Below are 16,649 nucleotides of genomic sequence, written 5' to 3'. Positions count from 1 at the left end.
ACGCGCCCGACGCGCCGGCCGGAAACAATGTGGCCGGCTTCGTCTTACCTGTATATCAACACATTGCGCGGCGACGTTCCACGTCGTGTCGCCGCGCCGCTCTGGCAACTATCTCTGGGAGATCCCTGCGACCCGGTCCACCGGCCGGGCGCATGCGGATTCCCGACCGGTCAACCCCGCGCGCCCGCTACGGCCGCGCATCGCAGCCACGGCTTCCCCTTCGTTCGAACGCCGCGCCCCCCGGCCGCGGCGTATTCCGCGCAGCCCGGCTGCCTCACATCGTCTCAGCATGCGTATGGACGATCGCCAGATCCTCAAACCCGGGAGTGCCCCCGACCGTGCCGCTCCGACACCCCGATCCGGACCGTTCTGGCTGGCGGAGTGGTTCGTGCAGCCATCGCTGAACCTGGTCACCGGGCCGGCGTCCGAAACCCGGCTCGAACCGCGCGTGATGGAGGTCCTGGTTTGCCTGGCGCAGGCCGGCGGCCGCGTGGTCACACGCGACGAGTTCATGGATCGCGTATGGGGGGACGTGGTCGTGACGGACGACGTGCTCGCGCGGTGCATTTCAGATCTGAGGAAAAGCCTTGGCGATGAGGCCGCGGCGCCCCGCTTCATCGAGACGATCCGAAAATCCGGGTACCGGCTGCTGCAGCCGGCCCGCTACGACCTCGATGCCGCTGCCGGGGTGCTGCCGGACCTGCCGACCGACCCGACGCGGCAAACCCGGATGAAAGCGCGCCGATGGGGCTTCGTCTTCGCCGGCAGCGCGATCGCGTTGCTCGTCGGCTTTGCGATGAAGATCCTCCTCGAGCCCTCCCCCACGCAGCCCCAGGTGCTCCCGTTCACCAGCTTTCCGGGAGAGGAGATCGACCCGTCGCTCTCCCCCGACGGCGAAGCGATCGCGTTCGCCTGGAACGGTGGCACGGGCGATGCCTTCGAGTTGTACCTGAAGCAGGTCGGCGGCGAGGCGCCGCTCCAGCTCACACGGGCGCCGGGCAACGAGCGCGACCCTGCGTGGTCGCCCGACGGCCGGCAAATCGCGTTCATCCGCGAAACCGATGCGGGATGCAGCATCTTCGTCGTACCCGCGCTCGGTGGCGGCGAACGCGAACTGACCGCGTTTGAAGGACGGGACATCCAGGGGCTCCTGTGGTCCCAGAGCGGCGACTACCTCGTATTTTCCGCGCAGCAAGCCCCGTACAGCGCCTTCGGCATTTACCTGCTGGAGATTGCCACGGTCACGGTGCGCGAACTCACGACACCGCCCGACTCCTACTATGGCGACACCTCGCCGGCCTTTTCGCCGGACGAGTCGCGCCTCGCCTTCGTGCGCAGCATCGCGCCGCCCATCCAGGATATCTACACCGTCTCGCTCCGCGGCGACGCCGCGCCGGAGCGGCTGACTACGGACCATACCGAGGTCACGGGGATCGCGTGGGATCCCGACGGCCGGCACCTCCTTTTTGCATCGCGGCGGGGCGGGATGTCGAGCCTCTGGAGCATCGCGACGTCCGGCGGCACCCCTACCTGGGTGGCTACCGCCGGCGACAACGCCAACCTGCGCGAACCGTCGATCGACCGGAGCGGCGACCGGTTGACCGTGGAGCAGCATACATCCTACACCAATATCTGGCAGCTTCATCGGGCCCAGCCGCCGAGGCCGCTGATCGTCTCCACGCGCTGGGATTCGGATCCGGCCATCGCCCCCGACGGATCGAAACTCGCGTACGTATCCAACCAGTCCGGATCCCACGAAATCTGGATCAGCGACGCCGATGGCGGCAACGCGTACCAGTTGACCCAGCTGGGCGGCGCCTTCCTCGGGTCGCCGCGCTGGTCGCCGGACGGCGCGGCGCTCCTGTTCGTTTCGTGGGAGCGCGGGAATGCGGATATCTACGAAATCGATGTGGCCGGCGGTCGGCCGGAGCCCGTCCTGGCCTCCCCCGCCGACGAACTCGCGCCGTCGTGGTCCCGCGACGGACGCTGGATCTATTATGCCACGAACGCCCGTGACCGCTGGCAGATCTGGCGCGCACCCATCCGGCATCCTGCACCCGCTGACAGCACCGCGCTGCCCGACTCCCTCGGGCACGCCGCGGCGGATACCGCCGCCGTCGTCACCGACGGCCTGGCCGCAATCGAATCGGACGATGGGACGGCCCTCTATTTCATGAAGCCCAACGACACCGGCATCTGGCGCTACCTGCCCGAACAGGACTCGGCCGTCGTCGTCGTAGACGGCGTGCTGCCTGTGGACAGCGGGAACTGGAATGTCGTCGGGAACGGCATCTATTACATCGATCGCACCGGCCGGCGCCCCACCATCTCCTACTTCAGCTTCACGACCAAGCGCACGACCCAGATCGCCATGCTCAGCCACCTCCCGAGAAGCAACGCCTTCGCCGTTTCGCCGGACGGCCGCTGGTTTTTGTACGCCCAGACGGAACGGAGCGAAAGCGACATCCTGCTCATCGAAAACATCTGAACGCCCTGGAATCGCGTCCTCAGCGCATCCTCAGGCAACCTTCAGCCCTTCCTCAGGCAGCCGCCCCACCCCGGTGCGTATGATGGGTACGCTCGTCCGCCGCACGGCATCGGACTCCCGTTCGACACCGCGCCGGCCGACACACATCGATCCAAACACTCACCTATCCTGAGGATACCGATATGAAAGCATGCCGCACCTGCCTGATGGCGCTCGTACTGATTCTGATGGGCACCGCCCGCGCCGGCCTGGCGCAGGACGACGCCCGCCCCGTCGAAAACGCCAACTATACCGAAGCACCGGCCGATGTCATTGCCGTGCTGGAAGAGGCCGGCGACTACACCATGCTGATCGACGCGCTCAAGAAAACGGGCCTCACTAAGCAACTCGAAGGCGTCAGCGCGTTCACGTTGTTCGCGCCGACCGACGCCGCGTTCGAGCAACATGCCGACCTGGCCGACATGCCGGCTGAAAAGATGGCCAACGTCCTGCGGCATCACCTGGTGATGCAGAAAATACCGACCGAAAAGGCCACGATGATGAAGAAGATCAAGGTCGCCGACGGCGGCGAACTCGCCATCACGAGCGAAGGCGGCAAACTCAGCATCGGCGAGGCCCAGATCGTCCAGCCGAACCTGAACAGCGCCAACGGCGTGATCCACGGGATCGACGCGATCCTGATGCCGGCGGGCGACGCGCCGAAGAAGAACAGCGAAGAATAAGATAGTGGGACGTGGACACACCCCGAGTCCACACTCCCATGCGCGGGAGGCAGGAGTAGCCTCGGGATCATAACGGTTACTCCTGCCCTCTCCCGCGCTCGCCCCCGCGCCCTTCACGTCATCAGGTCCGCCCATGAAAACACCTCGCTCGGCCCTTCAGTGCCTTGGCCTCGCATCCGCCCTGTTGTTGGCGCCGGCCTGCACGGAGGCCCCGCAATCCCAGACGCCCGCCCCCATGGCGTCCGATCCCTTGCTCGATGCCCATGCGGACGCCCTGCTCGAAACGTACAGCCGCATCGGACGAGGCTTCCAGGAGTTCGACCAGGAAATCGCCCGGCTCCGCCGCCAGATCGAGGCCGACAGCGCAAACGCGGCCGGTCCCCGCGCCATGATGACCGACCTCGCCGTCCGGCGGCAGGCGATCGAATCCGATCTGGATCGGCTCAGCCGCGCCACGCCCGAACACTTCGAGGCCCAGCGCGACTCGATCGAAACCCGCTGGAATCTCCTCGTGCAAGACCTCGAAGCAGTCCATCTCATGTCGCTGGACACCCGGAGTGCCTTCGAGGATGCCATCGCCGCGCGCCTCGACGAACTCGAGATGGAAATCGCCGATGCGCGGCGTTACGCGGCGTACCAGGGCGGCAGCGGAGACCCCATCGGAGACGCCGGCCAACCCGAATCGATCGAACGGCTCGCGTCCCATCTCGAAAACCTGTCCCTCGACCTCGATTCCCTCAGATCGGTGCCCGATGACGAATTCGAGGCCCTGCGCCTCGAGGTCGCCGGCGCCGTGGCCGACTTCGGCGCCCGCGTCCGGAAAGCCTCGGACGACATCCGAACGGCCTCGGAGCCCGGCCGCGTCGTCAACTCGCGGCTCGAATGACGCCTGTTCCCTGACGCTCACACCCCGTGACCGCAGCGGTCCGTCCACGCCGGTGGGCGGACCGTTTTTGGTACAGGCCGTCTCTCTCGCCGGCGGGCGTTACAGGAAGCTCATCCGCAGGTAGGCTTGCAGGGACACGGGGCGAGCGCCGTAAAATTCCTGCAGGATCTGCGGCACCCGGTTCACCGTCGCCACCGCCCCCGCCTGCAGTTTGAAGGGACCGTAATCGGCCACCGTACGCGCCGTGCCGGCGGAGACGGCGCCGATCCAGAAGGTGCGCGACGCCAGCGTGGGCAGGGCCAGTTCGCCCCCGCCCTTTTGCACGAACTCCAGCCGGCCGAACACGGCCTGCCGCCGGCCGCTCACGTCCAGCTCGCCGAGCAACGCGTGCTGTTGGGTATGATGGGCATGTGAGGCCCCCGGCGCATCCGCATGGACGGCGGCTGCGGGGGCGTTGTATCCCCAGACGAGGGCGGCGGAGAGCGCGCCGTCGCCGCGCAACGGCGCCGCATAGAGCACCGACGCCGTGGTGCGATGCAGATCCTCGTCCGGCGCGTGCCCTTCCGGTCCCCGGATAAAGCCGCGCGCCACATGGATCGACCAGCGGTCCGTGACGTTCAGCGACGCACGTACGCTATAGGAGTCGAACCGCGGCGCGTCGAAGTCGAACCGGTTTTCGTCCGGCTCACGGCCCGTGAAGAGCGACGCGTCGAGTTTGAGCGGACCGTAGCAGAAGCCGGCCGTCGCGACGCCGAAGGTCACGTGGGTGGCGTCCTGCCAGTGGTGTCCGATCGGCGAATCGGGCAGAAGCCGCGCGGAGGGGCGGTGCATGAACGCCGGCGGCCCGAGGGCCGGCTCGCCCGGGAACCCGATGTAGCCGAACACGCCGGCGCGCCGGCCGAGCGTCCGGCTGACGGTGACCGAGAGTTCGGCGAAGAGATCGTGCGGATGCTGGCTGTCGACCAGGGGCGTGCCGCGGTAGGTCTCTCCGGTCTGGAACAGCAGCGGGTAGCCGGCGCCGCCCTGCGTAAACGGCTCGGCGGTGAACATCGCGCGGAGGGCGATCTGGCCGCGGGCGCCGAGCCCGCGCGAGCCCATCCCCATCACCCAGTTGGGCATGCTGAAGCCCTGCCCGCCGCGCCGGCCGGCATCGAACACGTCCTGTGCGCTGTACCGCACGAAGGCCGCCCCGTGCAGCATGGTGTGCCACGCCCCCAGGGTGCGGTGCATCCCCTCCACCCGCGACGCATCCGGATGCCAGCTCGTGCCGGACCCGTCGCGTGCCATCGGCTGGTCCAGCATCAACGCGCTCCCCGAGGAGCCCGAGGCCATGTGCCCCTCGTGGGCCGCGTCGGCCGATGCCGGCATGGCGTCCGCGGCGCTCGTCGAGTCGGTCTCCGCATGCATGTGATGCGCATGCTGACTGTATGCCGGGGCGGAAAATAGGGCGATCCATGCGATCGCAACGACAACACGGTACATGGCACTGGGAATTGGACGAATCATGACAACGCGAGCGCCCCCGGGAGTGATGGGCTGGGATCCGGGGGCCTGGTCCTGCTACCCAAGGATCGTCACAAACGACGCCGGCTACAGACGCGGCACCGTGCTCGGTGCTTTTACACACGACAGCGAAGCCATGCGTGGATGCGGGATGCAGGGTTTCCCTTCAACACAGGGCGTTTTTGCCGCATTGGGCGGCATCCCCCACGCCGCATCGGATGCCCCGGGCGCCAGGGGGCGGCAGGGCCATCCTCTCATTTAAATCGGGTGGCGCTATAACCGATACGGTAGACAGCCATTGCCTTTGCGTCGCACGCAGCCCCAGCCCCCTGCCGACGCCCACACCACCCGGTACGTATGCTTACACAGGACATAACCTGCGTGCGCCACGGCGCGACGCGTCAACGCGATCCTCAGCTGGCGGCCGCCGAGCTGCGGGAAGCGCTGTATCACCCCGACGCCGCGCTCACGCTCTTTTTCTGTTCGCCGTCGTATCCCCTGCCGGAACTGGGCGCGGCCATGCGCGACGCCTTCCCCGGCACCCCGCTCATCGGCTGCACCACGGCCGGCGAGATCGGACCCTTCGGGTATGTGAAGGGCGCCATCTCGGGCGTCACGTTCGCCGAGCCCGATTTTCACGTGGCCTCGATGCGGATCGACGACATCGAGGACCTGCCCATGTACAAGGCCGAGCAACTCGCCCGGGATATCGTTGGCGCGTTGCGCGAACGCGGCCTCGAGCCCAACGGACGCAACACGTTCGGCTTCCTGCTCGTGGATGGCCTGTCCAACCAGGAGGAAGTCCTCGTCAGTTCGCTGTTCGGACAGCTTGGCGACATCCAGCTTTTTGGTGGATCGGCCGGCGATAATGTCGATTTCCAGAAGACCGAGATCTTCCACGACGGGCGTTTTCACCAGCGCTCCGCCGTCTTTTCCCTGATCCACACGACGCGCCCGTTCACCCTCTTCAAAACGGAGCACTTCGTCGCGACGGAGAAAAAACTCATCGTGACCGAGGCGGACCCGGCCCGCCGGCTGGTGACCGAGATCAACGGGGAAAGCGCTGCCCGCGAATATGCGCGCATCATGGGCGTTGACCTTGCCCGCCTCGCGCCGACCGTATTCGCCACGCATCCCGTCGTCGTCCGCGTCGGCGGCTCCAACTACGTCCGCTCGGTGATGAAGGTCAACGAGGACGAAAGCATCAACTTCGCGTGCGCCATCGACGAGGGCATCGTCCTGTCGCTGGCCGAGCCGGTCGACCTGATCGACAACCTGAACCACCTTTTTTCGGACATTCAGACGCGGATCGGCGAGCCGGAGCTGATTCTCGGCTGCGACTGCCTCTTCCGGGCGATTGAGATGGAGCAAAACGGCATCAAGGAAGCCGTCGGCCAGATCTTCGCCGAGCACAACATGATCGGTTTCAGCACCTACGGCGAGCAGTACAATGCCATGCATGTGAACCAGACGCTGACGGGAGTCGCCATCGGCCATGCACGCTGAACCGACACAGGTTGACTCCACCGAGTCCGTCGACGCGCTGTCGCGCGAGGCATTGCTCGCGCGCATCCAGAAGCTCGAAAAGATCAACCGGGCGCTGAGCAACCGGGTCGAGCGCAGCCTCGACTGGCAGGGGGATTCGTTTGTGCTCTTCCAGGCGGCCATCGCCATGGAAACCAAGGTGAACGAACGGACCGCCGCGCTCAACAAGGCGCTGGAAGACCTCGCGGCGTCGAACCGGGAGCTGCAGATCGCCAAAAACGCCGCCGAGCAGGCGAGCGAGGAGATGCGGAAAGCGCTCGAACAGGAAAAAGAGCTCAGCGAACTCAAGACGCGCTTCGTGTCGATGGCCTCCCATGAATTCCGGACGCCGCTGGCCACCATCAACTCGTCGGCCGAACTCCTCAATCGCTTTTACGGGACCTGGCCGAAAGACAAGATCCAGAAACACCTCAACCGGATCGAGAGCAACGTCGAACACATGACGGGCCTGCTCGAAGAGGTGCTCATCCTCGGCAAGATCGATTCGGGGCATATGGAGTGCCACCCGCAGGATCTCGAAGCGATCGGATGCATCACCGACTTGCTGGAAGAGCTCCGGATCGGCGGACTGACCCAGGAGCGGTTTATCGACCTCGATCTGCCGGCGGAAGACGTGCTGCTCTCGTCCGACCCCCGCCTGCTTCGGATGGCGGTCACCAACCTGGTCTCGAACGCCGTCAAATATTCGAGCACCGGCAGCCGGATCGCTATCTCGCTGCGGACGGATGCCGATACGCTGTACATCACCGTCGCCGATCAGGGCATCGGCATCCCGAGCGAAGACATCCCGCATCTGTTCGAGCCGTTTCATCGGGCCAGCAACGTAGATACCCGCCCCGGCACGGGGCTCGGACTCACCGTCCTTCAACGCGCCGTCGCGATGCATCGCGGGCGCATCACGGTGGAATCCGAGGTCAACAAAGGAACCACCTTCACGGTCGCTCTGCCCCGTCACTGCCAGATACCAGCCAGCCAGCCATGACGTCGATTCTCGTGATAGAAGACGATCCGTCGATCCTCGACAACCTGATCGATCTGCTCGAAGGCGAGGGGCACCACGTGTTCGCCGCGCAGAACGGGTTCGAGGGCATCCGGATCGCCCAGAACGAGATCCCCAACCTCATCATCTCCGATGTGATGATGCCGGAGATGGACGGATACGATGTGCTGGCGGCCCTCAAACAGGACCCGACGACCGCGACGATCCCGTTCATCTTCCTGACCGCGCTGGCGGACCAGACCGAGCAGCGCCGCGGCATGAACCACGGCGCCGACGATTACCTGACCAAGCCGTTCAAGGCGGACGACGTGATGAAGGCCGTCCATGCCCGGCTGGACAAGCAGGCGCGGCACCATCGCACGTTCGAGGAACGCCTCCGCGAGCTGGGGCGCAACATCTCACGGGTCATCCCCCACGAATTCCGTACGCCTCTCGGCGTCATCATCGGCTACGCCCAGATGATCTCCGAAGAGGCCGACCTGTTTCAGATGACGGAAATCCGGGACATGATGCGGGACGTGTACGTCGCCGGCGAACGCCTCGAAGAACTGGCCGAAAAGTACACGGTGCTCGCCGAAATCGAGGTGTTGCAGACCGATCCGGAAAAGTTCGCCTCGCTCAAGAACACCTACATCGAAAACGCCATCGATCTGCTGCGTACGATCGCCGAGAAGGAGGCGCAGAAACACAACCGGCTGGCCGATCTGGTGCTGGACCTGACGCCGACCGCCGTCCGCATCAACCCGGATCACTTCCGCATCCTGATCCACGAACTGCTCGAAAACGCGTTCAAATTCTCGAGCGAAGACACCCCCGTACTGCTCACGGCGCGCGAAAACAGCGCCGGCGACTACATTCTGGAGTTCCGGGACAACGGCCGCGGCATGCGGAAGGCCCACATCGAACAGATCAATGCCTTCATGCAGTTCGAACGCGAAAGCTACGAACAGCAGGGTCTGGGCATCGGCCTCTACATCGCAAAACGCATCGTCGAACTCTACGACGGCACCCTGGTGCTCGACAGCGCGCTCAAACAGGGCACCTGCGCCCGCGTCGTGCTGCCGATCGTCATCAACGAGGCCATCACGCAGGAATTGCTGACGATGTGACGGGGGGCCCTTCACGGGGTGAAGGGCCGTTCTAGGTTGTGGGTTCGAGGTTCAAGGAGGGGATTTCGGGGCCGGGTGGCGTCATCGCGAGCCGGCCGTGAGACGCCCAGTGGAGCCATGCGCGAGGGATGAAGGGCCGTTCGAGGTGGTGGGTTCGAGGTTCAAGGAGGGGGGCCGGGGCCGGGTGGCGTCATCGCGAGCCGGCCGTTCGAGGTGGTGGGTTCGGGGTTCAAGGGGGGGAGTCCGGGGCCGGGTGGCGTCATCGTGAGCCGGCCGTGAGCTGGAGGGTGTGTGTCCACTCGAGGCGGGTCATTTTGTCGCGCAGGACGATCCGGTAGACGCGGGGCCCCCAGCCGGCCTGCAGGCGCGGGTCGTCGAGGGGGATAGGCTGAATGTCGGCGTCGAGCGCGCGGGCGTTGTAGGTGGCGAACACCGACGGCTGCCCCGCCTCGGGCGACGGAAGCTCGATCCGGCCCGGCGCGACCACGCGTGGCTCGCGCGGCGTCATCAGGTTGAGTTCGTTCGGCACGAGCGCGCGGCTCATCGCATAGCTGTCGCGCACGGTCACCTGGGCCGAGCGCCATTCCACGGTCCGTTTCCAGGATCGGACGTGCGCCTCATCCGGATACGCGCCGGCGAGGTCCATCGTCAGCGTCGCCCGCGAGCCCGAACCCTTGAAGGACACCTCCTTCGCCTCGAACGACCGCCCTTCCCGCTGCATCAACCCGTTGATCGTCGGGACGTTGTGGTAGGCCGACTGCATGTTCCAGATCGTGTACCGATCCTTGCTGAACGTCGCGGCCGTGTATTCGCCGGCGCCGATGTCGATCAGCACGGGCGAGCCGTTGTGATACACGATGAAGTTGCCGACGTCGTTGTGGTTGTGGCTCTCGTCGTTGTGGCCGCCTTTCGCGGCCACGTAAAAGCCGGCGCGCCCGTTCGCACCGCCCCGCGCGCCCATCACCTGAATGTCGCTGAGCCAGAACTGACGCAGCTGCGGCTCCTGGGGGGTATGCGCCAGGACCTCCTCCGCCACAAAAAGCGCCGGCAGCTGGCGATTCATGTGGCCGAAGGCGCCCGGGATGTACCCCTGCCCCCACCCGTTACGCTGGGCCATGAACGCCGCGAACCGCATCATCACCTCGTCGCCGATCCGCGCCCCGTACCGATAGACCACGGCGGGGTCGACGGTGATTTTTGCGCCGGCGTCGGCGAAGTTGATGAAGTACTCGCCGGCGATGTAGCTCCGATAGATGTACCGCCCCATCTCGCCGATCACCGGCTTGTCGTATACCGCGACGGCGCCCGAGGTCGCGCTGTCGAGCAGGTCGAGCGTGTCGAACATCGAGGCGGCGGCGCGGCCCCAGTAGCTCGGCCCCTCGTCGCACCCGCCGTCTTCGGGGTAGATGTTGATGAACCGGTCCAGGCTGCGCATGATCTTGTAGACCGCCTGGAGCCGCCGCTCCGGATCCCGCTCGGCGAGCAGCACGGTAGCGAGCCAGTTGGAGTTGACCCAGGGATTCCAGTTGTTGATGAGTCCGCCGCTGAAGCCCATCCACCAGAAATCGTCGCGCTCCAGATTCGGCGTGAGGATGCGGCGGTCCAGTTCGGTGTAGATGCGCTCCACGAGCACGGGCGACACCTCCGCCAGCCGGTCCTCCAGGAAATACAGCGTCCATGCCAGGAGATGGGCCGTTTCGGCGGCGAAGAGGTCGACGGTCGGCTCGTTCACGTCCGGCAGCCCGGAGCCGGCCTCCTGCATGCTCAGATGCGCCGGCACGCCCCAGTAGGATTCCTCGCAGATCGCCCAGATCCCGTTAACGATGTCGTCGATGAACCGCCCCCGGTTCTCCATCGCCTCGGCGACGACGAGCTTCGCGAGCTGGGTCCGCCGCTGGTACGAGAGGGCCTGATAGTGGGACCGGTTGCCGGTGCGGACGTATTCGAGGATGACGGTCGCCGGCAGCGCCGGCCAGTCGGTCCCCAGCAGCGCTTCGGCCTCGGCACGGTGCGCGCGGCGGATGGGCTCCGGTACGGCGTCCCATCCTGCATCGCCGGCGGCGGGGTACGGCCTCCAGGCATCCCGCGGCGCGAGGTCGCGGCGGAGGTCGTCGATCGTATACGACCCGGTCAGGTAATCGCGGTGGTAATCGCCGAACGCCTGCGCGCGAGCCGGCGACAGGACGAACAGGTGGAGCAGAACCAGTATCAGGACGCGCATGGTCGGAACGTGCGGTTGAGAAGAATGCAAAACGAGGCGGAACAGGCGGTGGGCTCCTGGCCGGCGGACCTTTTTTCCGGAAACAGATGCAGGTCGCGGCCCCTGTGCAGGCCCAAAAACGCCACGGATGGGCAGAATGTCAACCAATTAGGAAGCGGTGCGAAATGTGACGAGCATCCTGTGTACTCGTCACCTGTTCTTCGTTTCTCATGTCGCATCTCTTGCACCGGGGGGGCGCTCGCCTCGCCCTCGTAGTTTCAGCCCTCGCCGTACTGTCCGCCTTCCCCGCGGCCGGCCAGGTCGTCGAGCCCCTCGTCTTCACGGGCGACCCCGCCCCCGGCAGCGCCGAAACGTTCACCGCGTTCGGTCGGCCCTGGCTCAGCGATACGGGGCTCGTGCTCTTTACCGGCACGCTCTCCGACAACACGCGCGGGGCCTGGATGATCGTCGACGGCGCGCTGGTCGAGATCGCGCGGCAGGGCCAGCCGCCGCCCGGAGTAGCCGGCGAAACGATCACGTCCGCCCCGGTCATCGTCGGACTCGAGAACGACGCCTACGCGCTGTATGCGGATACCGAAAGAGGGGGCGCCCTGATGATGGGTGACCGTTCGGGCGCCTCGACGGTGGCGTACGGCGGCATGCCGGCTCCAGGCACCGCCCTCCTCTATTTTTCGATCAACAGCAGCTCTTTTTTCGACAACACGTCGTTCGCCTTCAACAACGGTACGCTCGCCTTCACCGCACTCGCGCAGGATAGCCTGGGGATGGAAGCGCGCAACGGCCTGTGGATCACTTCGGGAGGCACCCCCACGCTCGTCGCCGTCGCGGACGGTGACCTGTTCGACGACATCGACGAGTGGACCGACGTCCCGGGCATCGTGTTCGACCTGGTCAACGTGCGAATCTCCGAATCCGGCACCGTCTTTTTCCAGGCCGAGGCGAGCGAACCCCGCACCACCTATCTGTTCAAGTGGAACGGAGGCAGAACCTGGCTGGATCTGGGCGCAGGCACCACGCCGCTTGCGTATGCGATCGATGCTGCGGATCGCGTGGCCGTATCGGCCGATGGCGAAGGCACGCGCCGGCTCCTGATCGAGTCGACGGCCGGATCCGGCGCCTTTACCCTGCTGGCCGAAGCGGGCGCTCCGGCGACCGATAGCGACGGGCAAGCGACGCTCCCCGCCTGGTACGCATTCGGCGTCGGCGGCCTGGGCTTCGACGGCGACGGGGTGCTCCACGTAGGCGGTCAACTGGAGGATGGTTCGGGACGGCGCGGCATCTGGCGCTACGGCGCCGAGGGGGTCCTCACCCTGGAAGTATCGGGAGATTTTGTGGCCGGCTCCGAGCTGTTGAACCCGCAAGGCATCGCGCTGAACGCAGCGGGCGACCTCATCCTGGCCGATCAGCAGGCGGTCTGGTACCGGCGTCCTGAATCCGGGCCGGTAAAAATCCTCGAAGAGTATCAGGCGCTCACCCTGGCGGCCGGCGACGAGCGGATCGTGAACTCCATGGCTATCGGCACGACCTTCTTCACCAGCCCCGGGTACGGCGGGCGGCCTTCCCCGCTCACATCCGACGGGGCGCTGACCATGCTCATTTCGTTCCAGGATGACTCGCGCGGTCTGTTCCGGCTGACTGGCCTCGCGGGCGGCCTGATCGTGAACGCCACCGAAGACGACGGCGATCAGAACCCCGGCGACGGCTCGTGTGACACGGGCAGTATGGTCGACGGCCAGCCGGCGTGTACGCTGCGCGCGGCCATCGAGGAGGCCAACGCCACCGAAGAAAACGAGACGATCACCTTCGCCATCCCGGGTACGGGGCCGTTCGTCATCGAACCGACGCGTGCGCTGCCGGATCTCAGGGACCAGGTGCACCTCGCCGGCCCGGCCCATACGGGTGTTCCCCTCATCGTGATCGACGGCGCCCAGGCAGGACCGAACGTCTGGGGATTGACGGCCAATGCCGAACAGGTGGTCGTGGACGCCTCGGGCGTGCACGGTTCGACGATATCCAACCTGTGGATCAGGGGCTTTTCCGGCGGCGCGCTGTTTGTCGCGGCCAACGACGTCACCGTCCGCGGCTGCGTCCTCGGCAAGCTGCTGGATACCGATGCCGGCAACCTCGGTGGCATCGCCCTGATGGGGAACGGCAACCGGGTGGAAGACAACCTGATATCGGGCAACCGGGGCATCGGCATCGACCTGTCGGGGAACGCCAACGTGGTGAAGGGCAACGTCATCGGCCTGGATCGGACCGGCATGCTGGACATGGGCAACGCCCACGAGGGCATCGTCGTGAACGGAGGTGACGAGGCCCTCATCGAAGGCAACGTCGTCTCCCGCAACGGCCAGCATGGCATCTTTATTAGTAACGGGGCCAACCACGCGGTATACAGCAACCTCGTCGGCACCGACATCACCGGGAAAAACCGGCTCGGCAACCTGGAGCACGGCCTGTTGATCGGCGCCGCGACAGGGACGATCGTCGGCGCACCCGGTAAGGGCAACGTGCTTTCGGGCAACCTGAACGCCGGCCTCGCCGTGTACAAGGAAGCCAGCGACGTGCAGATCCAGAGCAATTTCATCGGGGCCGATCCTGCCGGCGAGGAAGGGCCCTTCAACATCGGGAGCGGCATCCTGATCGACGGCGCGTTTTCGATCCTGATCGGGGGCGACGCGCAGGAACTCGGCAATGTCATTCGGGACAACGAGGCCGGCGTCACCATCATCAACGAGGCGCAACGGGTCACCATCCGCCGCAACGCCCTCTTCGGCAGCCGGACCGTCGATATCGACCTCGCCGGCGATGAAAAAACGACGCCCAACGACCTCGGTACGAGCCAGGCCACCGCCGATGCGGACGCCGGCCCCAACGAGGGATTCAACTTCCCCGTCGGCATCACGGCCGGCCGCACGCCGGAGGGTGCGATTCTCGTCAGCGGCATCCTGGAAACGAGCAAACCGTGGGAAGCCCGAATCGACCTCTACAGCGGCGCCCGCATGCCGGCCTCGGGCGCGGGCGGGGCGCAGACATGGCTCGGCCAGACGACACCCGACAGCACCGGCCTGTTCGTGCTCGAACTCGATGCCATGCCGGCGCAGCCGTTTCTGACCGCCACCGCCACCAGCAAGCTCGGATCGACCTCCGAGTTTGCGCCCGTCTGCGGCGACCCGGATGGCGACGGCCTTGTCGACAGCGACGGCGACGGCCTCTGCGACACGTGGGAGATCGACGGCATCGATTATGACGGCGACGGCACGCCCGACCTGGCGTTCGCGGCCCCCCATGCCGCCGACCCGATGCAGAAAGATATCTTCATCGAAATAGACTGGATGAACGCGACGGACGGCGCCCCGCACAGCCACGAGCCGCAGCAGGCCGGCCTGGACCTCGTCGCCGCCGCTTTTGCCCGGGCGCCCGTAACGAACCCGAACGGTAAAACCGGCATCCGGCTCCATCTCATCAAGGACGAAGCAATCGCCGAGATCACCCCGCTGGCGATGTTCGGCGAGGGGTTCGAGGCACCACCCGCCGGCGCGTTCGACGACATCAAGTACGGCAAACCGGTAAACCCCTGCGGCTCCGGAGCCGCCGATGGAAAACTCGGCACCGCGGCGGAACGCGCCGGCGACGGGTGCCGCGCCGCGCTCGGCGCCCGCCGGCTCGCGATGCGCTACGCCCTCTTCGCGCACGATCACGCCCATCAGCCCGGATCGAGCGGCATCGCCGAGTTGCCGGGCAACGACTTCATGGTCACCCTCGGCTCGTGGGGAACGGCCGGCCTGCTCGCCGCCGGGGGCTTCACGGCCGGAGCGACGGCCCAGCTCCCGCGTGCCCGCGCCCTCGTCGAGGCCGGCACGCTCATGCACGAGTTCGGCCATACCCTCAACCTCAAACACGGCGGCAGCGACCACGGCAACTGCAAGCCGAACTACGTGAGCGTCATGAATTACACGCTCCAGTTCCCGGACATGGTGCCCCGCCGGCCGCTCAACTATTCGACGGCCAGACTCGCGGATCTCAACGAAAACGAGCTCGACGAAAACAGCGGTCTGGGTGGCGATGCCAGCCAGCATTTCGTCTACAACAAATCGACCACGGCCGGCGCCGCCAGCGCATCCGTCGGCGTCTGGGCTGCCCACATCCCGTTCGTCGACTGGAACGGCGACAGCGTCGTCATGAAAGACCGCCGCGTCGCTGTCGACCTCAACTACATCCCGGCCGCCGGCTGCACGCCCGCGGCGGCGTTCACCACGCTCCAGAGCCATGACGACTGGGCGAACCTCGCCTACGACTTCCGCGCTATGACCGCGTATGCCGACGGCGCCATGCGGCCCGTTCCGGGATCGACCGAGCCGGAAAACACGGCCGAGAAGGCCATCGACAAGGCCATGATCACCGACTTCGACGAGGATGGAATCGTCAACGGGCTCGACAACTGCGCGCTCATCGCCAATCCGCTGCAGGAAGATGCCGACCTCGACGGCGTCGGCGACGTCTGCGAGGAAGGCGCGGCGGACCTGTCGATCGTAAGTCAGTTCTGGAACGATGCGGAGGGCGCCGTCGCGCCGGCGCGGCGCGAGGTCTTCCGGCTGATCGTCCACAACGCCGGCCCGGACACGGTCCGCACCGCCACCCTGTCCGATACCCTCTTCGCCGACATCACGCTCGAAGCGGTGTCGACCGAGGGGGCCTCATGCACCGCGTCCGGCAACGCGCTCGCCTGTACCCTCGACGAACTCGCCCCCGGAGACAGCGCCACCGTGCGCTTCGAGTCGACGATGACCGAAGGCGCGCAGGTCCGCTACGCCGCCGCCGTGGCCGGCGATGCGCTCGACGGCGACGTCGACAACAATTCGGTCAGCCAGATTTTTACGGTATCGACCGAAGGCGAACGCCTCCCCTCGACTTTCCGGCTGTATCAGAACTTCCCCAATCCCTTCGGCGACGCCACCCGCATCGCGTTCGACCTGCCGGCCAACGCCCCCGTCCGCATCGTCGTCTACGATGTGCTGGGCAGGGAGCGGCTGAAGGTAGCCGATGCGATGTACAGCGCCGGGTATCACGAGGTGACGGTGTCGGCATCGGCGTTGGCCGCCGGCGTCTATTTTTATCGCGTCGAAACCGAAGGGTATGCCGAGACCCGACGCATGGTGCGGGTGCGGTAGACGC

At 66.1% G+C, this 16,649-nt stretch carries 9 protein-coding genes; 7 read left to right on the top strand and 2 right to left on the bottom strand.

Annotated features, from left to right (window positions below; translation table 11 throughout):
• The first annotated feature begins 295 nt into the window (after positions 1–295).
• The 3 genes from R2834_15125 to R2834_15115 all read left to right on the top strand — a co-directional run bounded on the left by R2834_15125 (position 296) and on the right by R2834_15115 (position 4,096).
• Entirely contained in the window at positions 296–2,488 is a 2,193-nt protein-coding gene (locus R2834_15125; protein MEZ4701669.1) for a winged helix-turn-helix domain-containing protein, read from the top strand.
• 182 nt (positions 2,489–2,670) lie between these two features.
• A complete protein-coding gene (locus tag R2834_15120; protein MEZ4701668.1) occupies positions 2,671–3,210 on the top strand; it encodes a fasciclin domain-containing protein in 540 nt (179 codons plus the stop codon).
• Between the two features lie 133 nt (positions 3,211–3,343).
• A complete protein-coding gene (locus R2834_15115; protein ID MEZ4701667.1) occupies positions 3,344–4,096 on the top strand; it encodes a hypothetical protein in 753 nt (250 codons plus the stop codon).
• 99 nt (positions 4,097–4,195) lie between these two features.
• Here R2834_15115 and R2834_15110 read toward each other — a convergent pair whose 3' ends face one another.
• Positions 4,196–5,503 (bottom strand): hypothetical protein, encoded by a 1,308-nt coding sequence (locus R2834_15110; protein ID MEZ4701666.1) that lies wholly within the window; start codon positions 5,501–5,503, stop codon positions 4,196–4,198.
• A gap of 453 nt (positions 5,504–5,956) precedes the next feature.
• Between R2834_15110 and nosP the strand changes: the two genes are divergently transcribed.
• From nosP to R2834_15095, 3 genes are read left to right on the top strand one after another with little or no spacing between them, the layout of a single operon-like run.
• On the top strand, positions 5,957–7,105 hold the full coding sequence (gene nosP, locus R2834_15105; protein ID MEZ4701665.1) for a nitric oxide-sensing protein NosP: 1,149 nt from the start codon (positions 5,957–5,959) through the stop codon (positions 7,103–7,105).
• Entirely contained in the window at positions 7,095–8,126 is a 1,032-nt protein-coding gene (locus R2834_15100; protein ID MEZ4701664.1) for a HAMP domain-containing sensor histidine kinase, read from the top strand. The genes nosP and R2834_15100 overlap by 11 nt, the downstream gene beginning before the upstream one ends.
• Entirely contained in the window at positions 8,123–9,253 is a 1,131-nt protein-coding gene (locus R2834_15095) for a response regulator (protein MEZ4701663.1), read from the top strand. Before R2834_15100 ends, R2834_15095 begins: the two co-directional genes overlap by 4 nt.
• A gap of 259 nt (positions 9,254–9,512) precedes the next feature.
• Here the strand turns inward: R2834_15095 and R2834_15090 are convergent, their stop codons facing one another.
• Complete coding sequence (locus R2834_15090) at positions 9,513–11,474, bottom strand: heparinase II/III family protein (protein MEZ4701662.1); 1,962 nt, start codon at positions 11,472–11,474, stop codon at positions 9,513–9,515.
• Between the two features lie 209 nt (positions 11,475–11,683).
• Here R2834_15090 and R2834_15085 point away from each other — a divergent pair, with 209 nt between their 5' ends.
• Positions 11,684–16,645: a NosD domain-containing protein gene (locus R2834_15085; GenBank protein ID MEZ4701661.1), complete on the top strand. Its 4,962-nt coding sequence runs from the start codon at positions 11,684–11,686 to the stop codon at positions 16,643–16,645.
• The last annotated feature ends 4 nt before the right edge of the window (positions 16,646–16,649 follow it).

This window comes from Rhodothermales bacterium (assembly GCA_041391505.1).
In the GTDB taxonomy this organism is placed as follows: Bacteria; Bacteroidota; Rhodothermia; order Rhodothermales; family JAHQVL01; genus JAWKNW01.
The sequence above is the reverse complement of the archived record's forward strand: the minus strand, read 5'-3'. Positions and strand labels throughout refer to the sequence as shown.

Excerpts from the sequence above, each read along its gene's own strand:
- R2834_15125 (MEZ4701669.1), top strand. The coding sequence starts at position 296 with ATGGACGATCGCCAGATCCTCAAACCCGGGAGTGCCCCCGACCGTGCC.
- R2834_15120 (MEZ4701668.1), top strand. The coding sequence starts at position 2,671 with ATGAAAGCATGCCGCACCTGCCTGATGGCGCTCGTACTGATTCTGATG.
- R2834_15115 (MEZ4701667.1), top strand. The coding sequence starts at position 3,344 with ATGAAAACACCTCGCTCGGCCCTTCAGTGCCTTGGCCTCGCATCCGCC.
- R2834_15110 (MEZ4701666.1), bottom strand. The coding sequence starts at position 5,503 with ATGCATGCGGAGACCGACTCGACGAGCGCCGCGGACGCCATGCCGGCA.
- nosP (MEZ4701665.1), top strand. The coding sequence starts at position 5,957 with ATGCTTACACAGGACATAACCTGCGTGCGCCACGGCGCGACGCGTCAA.
- R2834_15100 (MEZ4701664.1), top strand. The coding sequence starts at position 7,095 with ATGCACGCTGAACCGACACAGGTTGACTCCACCGAGTCCGTCGACGCG.
- R2834_15095 (MEZ4701663.1), top strand. The coding sequence starts at position 8,123 with ATGACGTCGATTCTCGTGATAGAAGACGATCCGTCGATCCTCGACAAC.
- R2834_15090 (MEZ4701662.1), bottom strand. The coding sequence starts at position 11,474 with ATGCGCGTCCTGATACTGGTTCTGCTCCACCTGTTCGTCCTGTCGCCG.
- R2834_15085 (MEZ4701661.1), top strand. The coding sequence starts at position 11,684 with ATGTCGCATCTCTTGCACCGGGGGGGCGCTCGCCTCGCCCTCGTAGTT.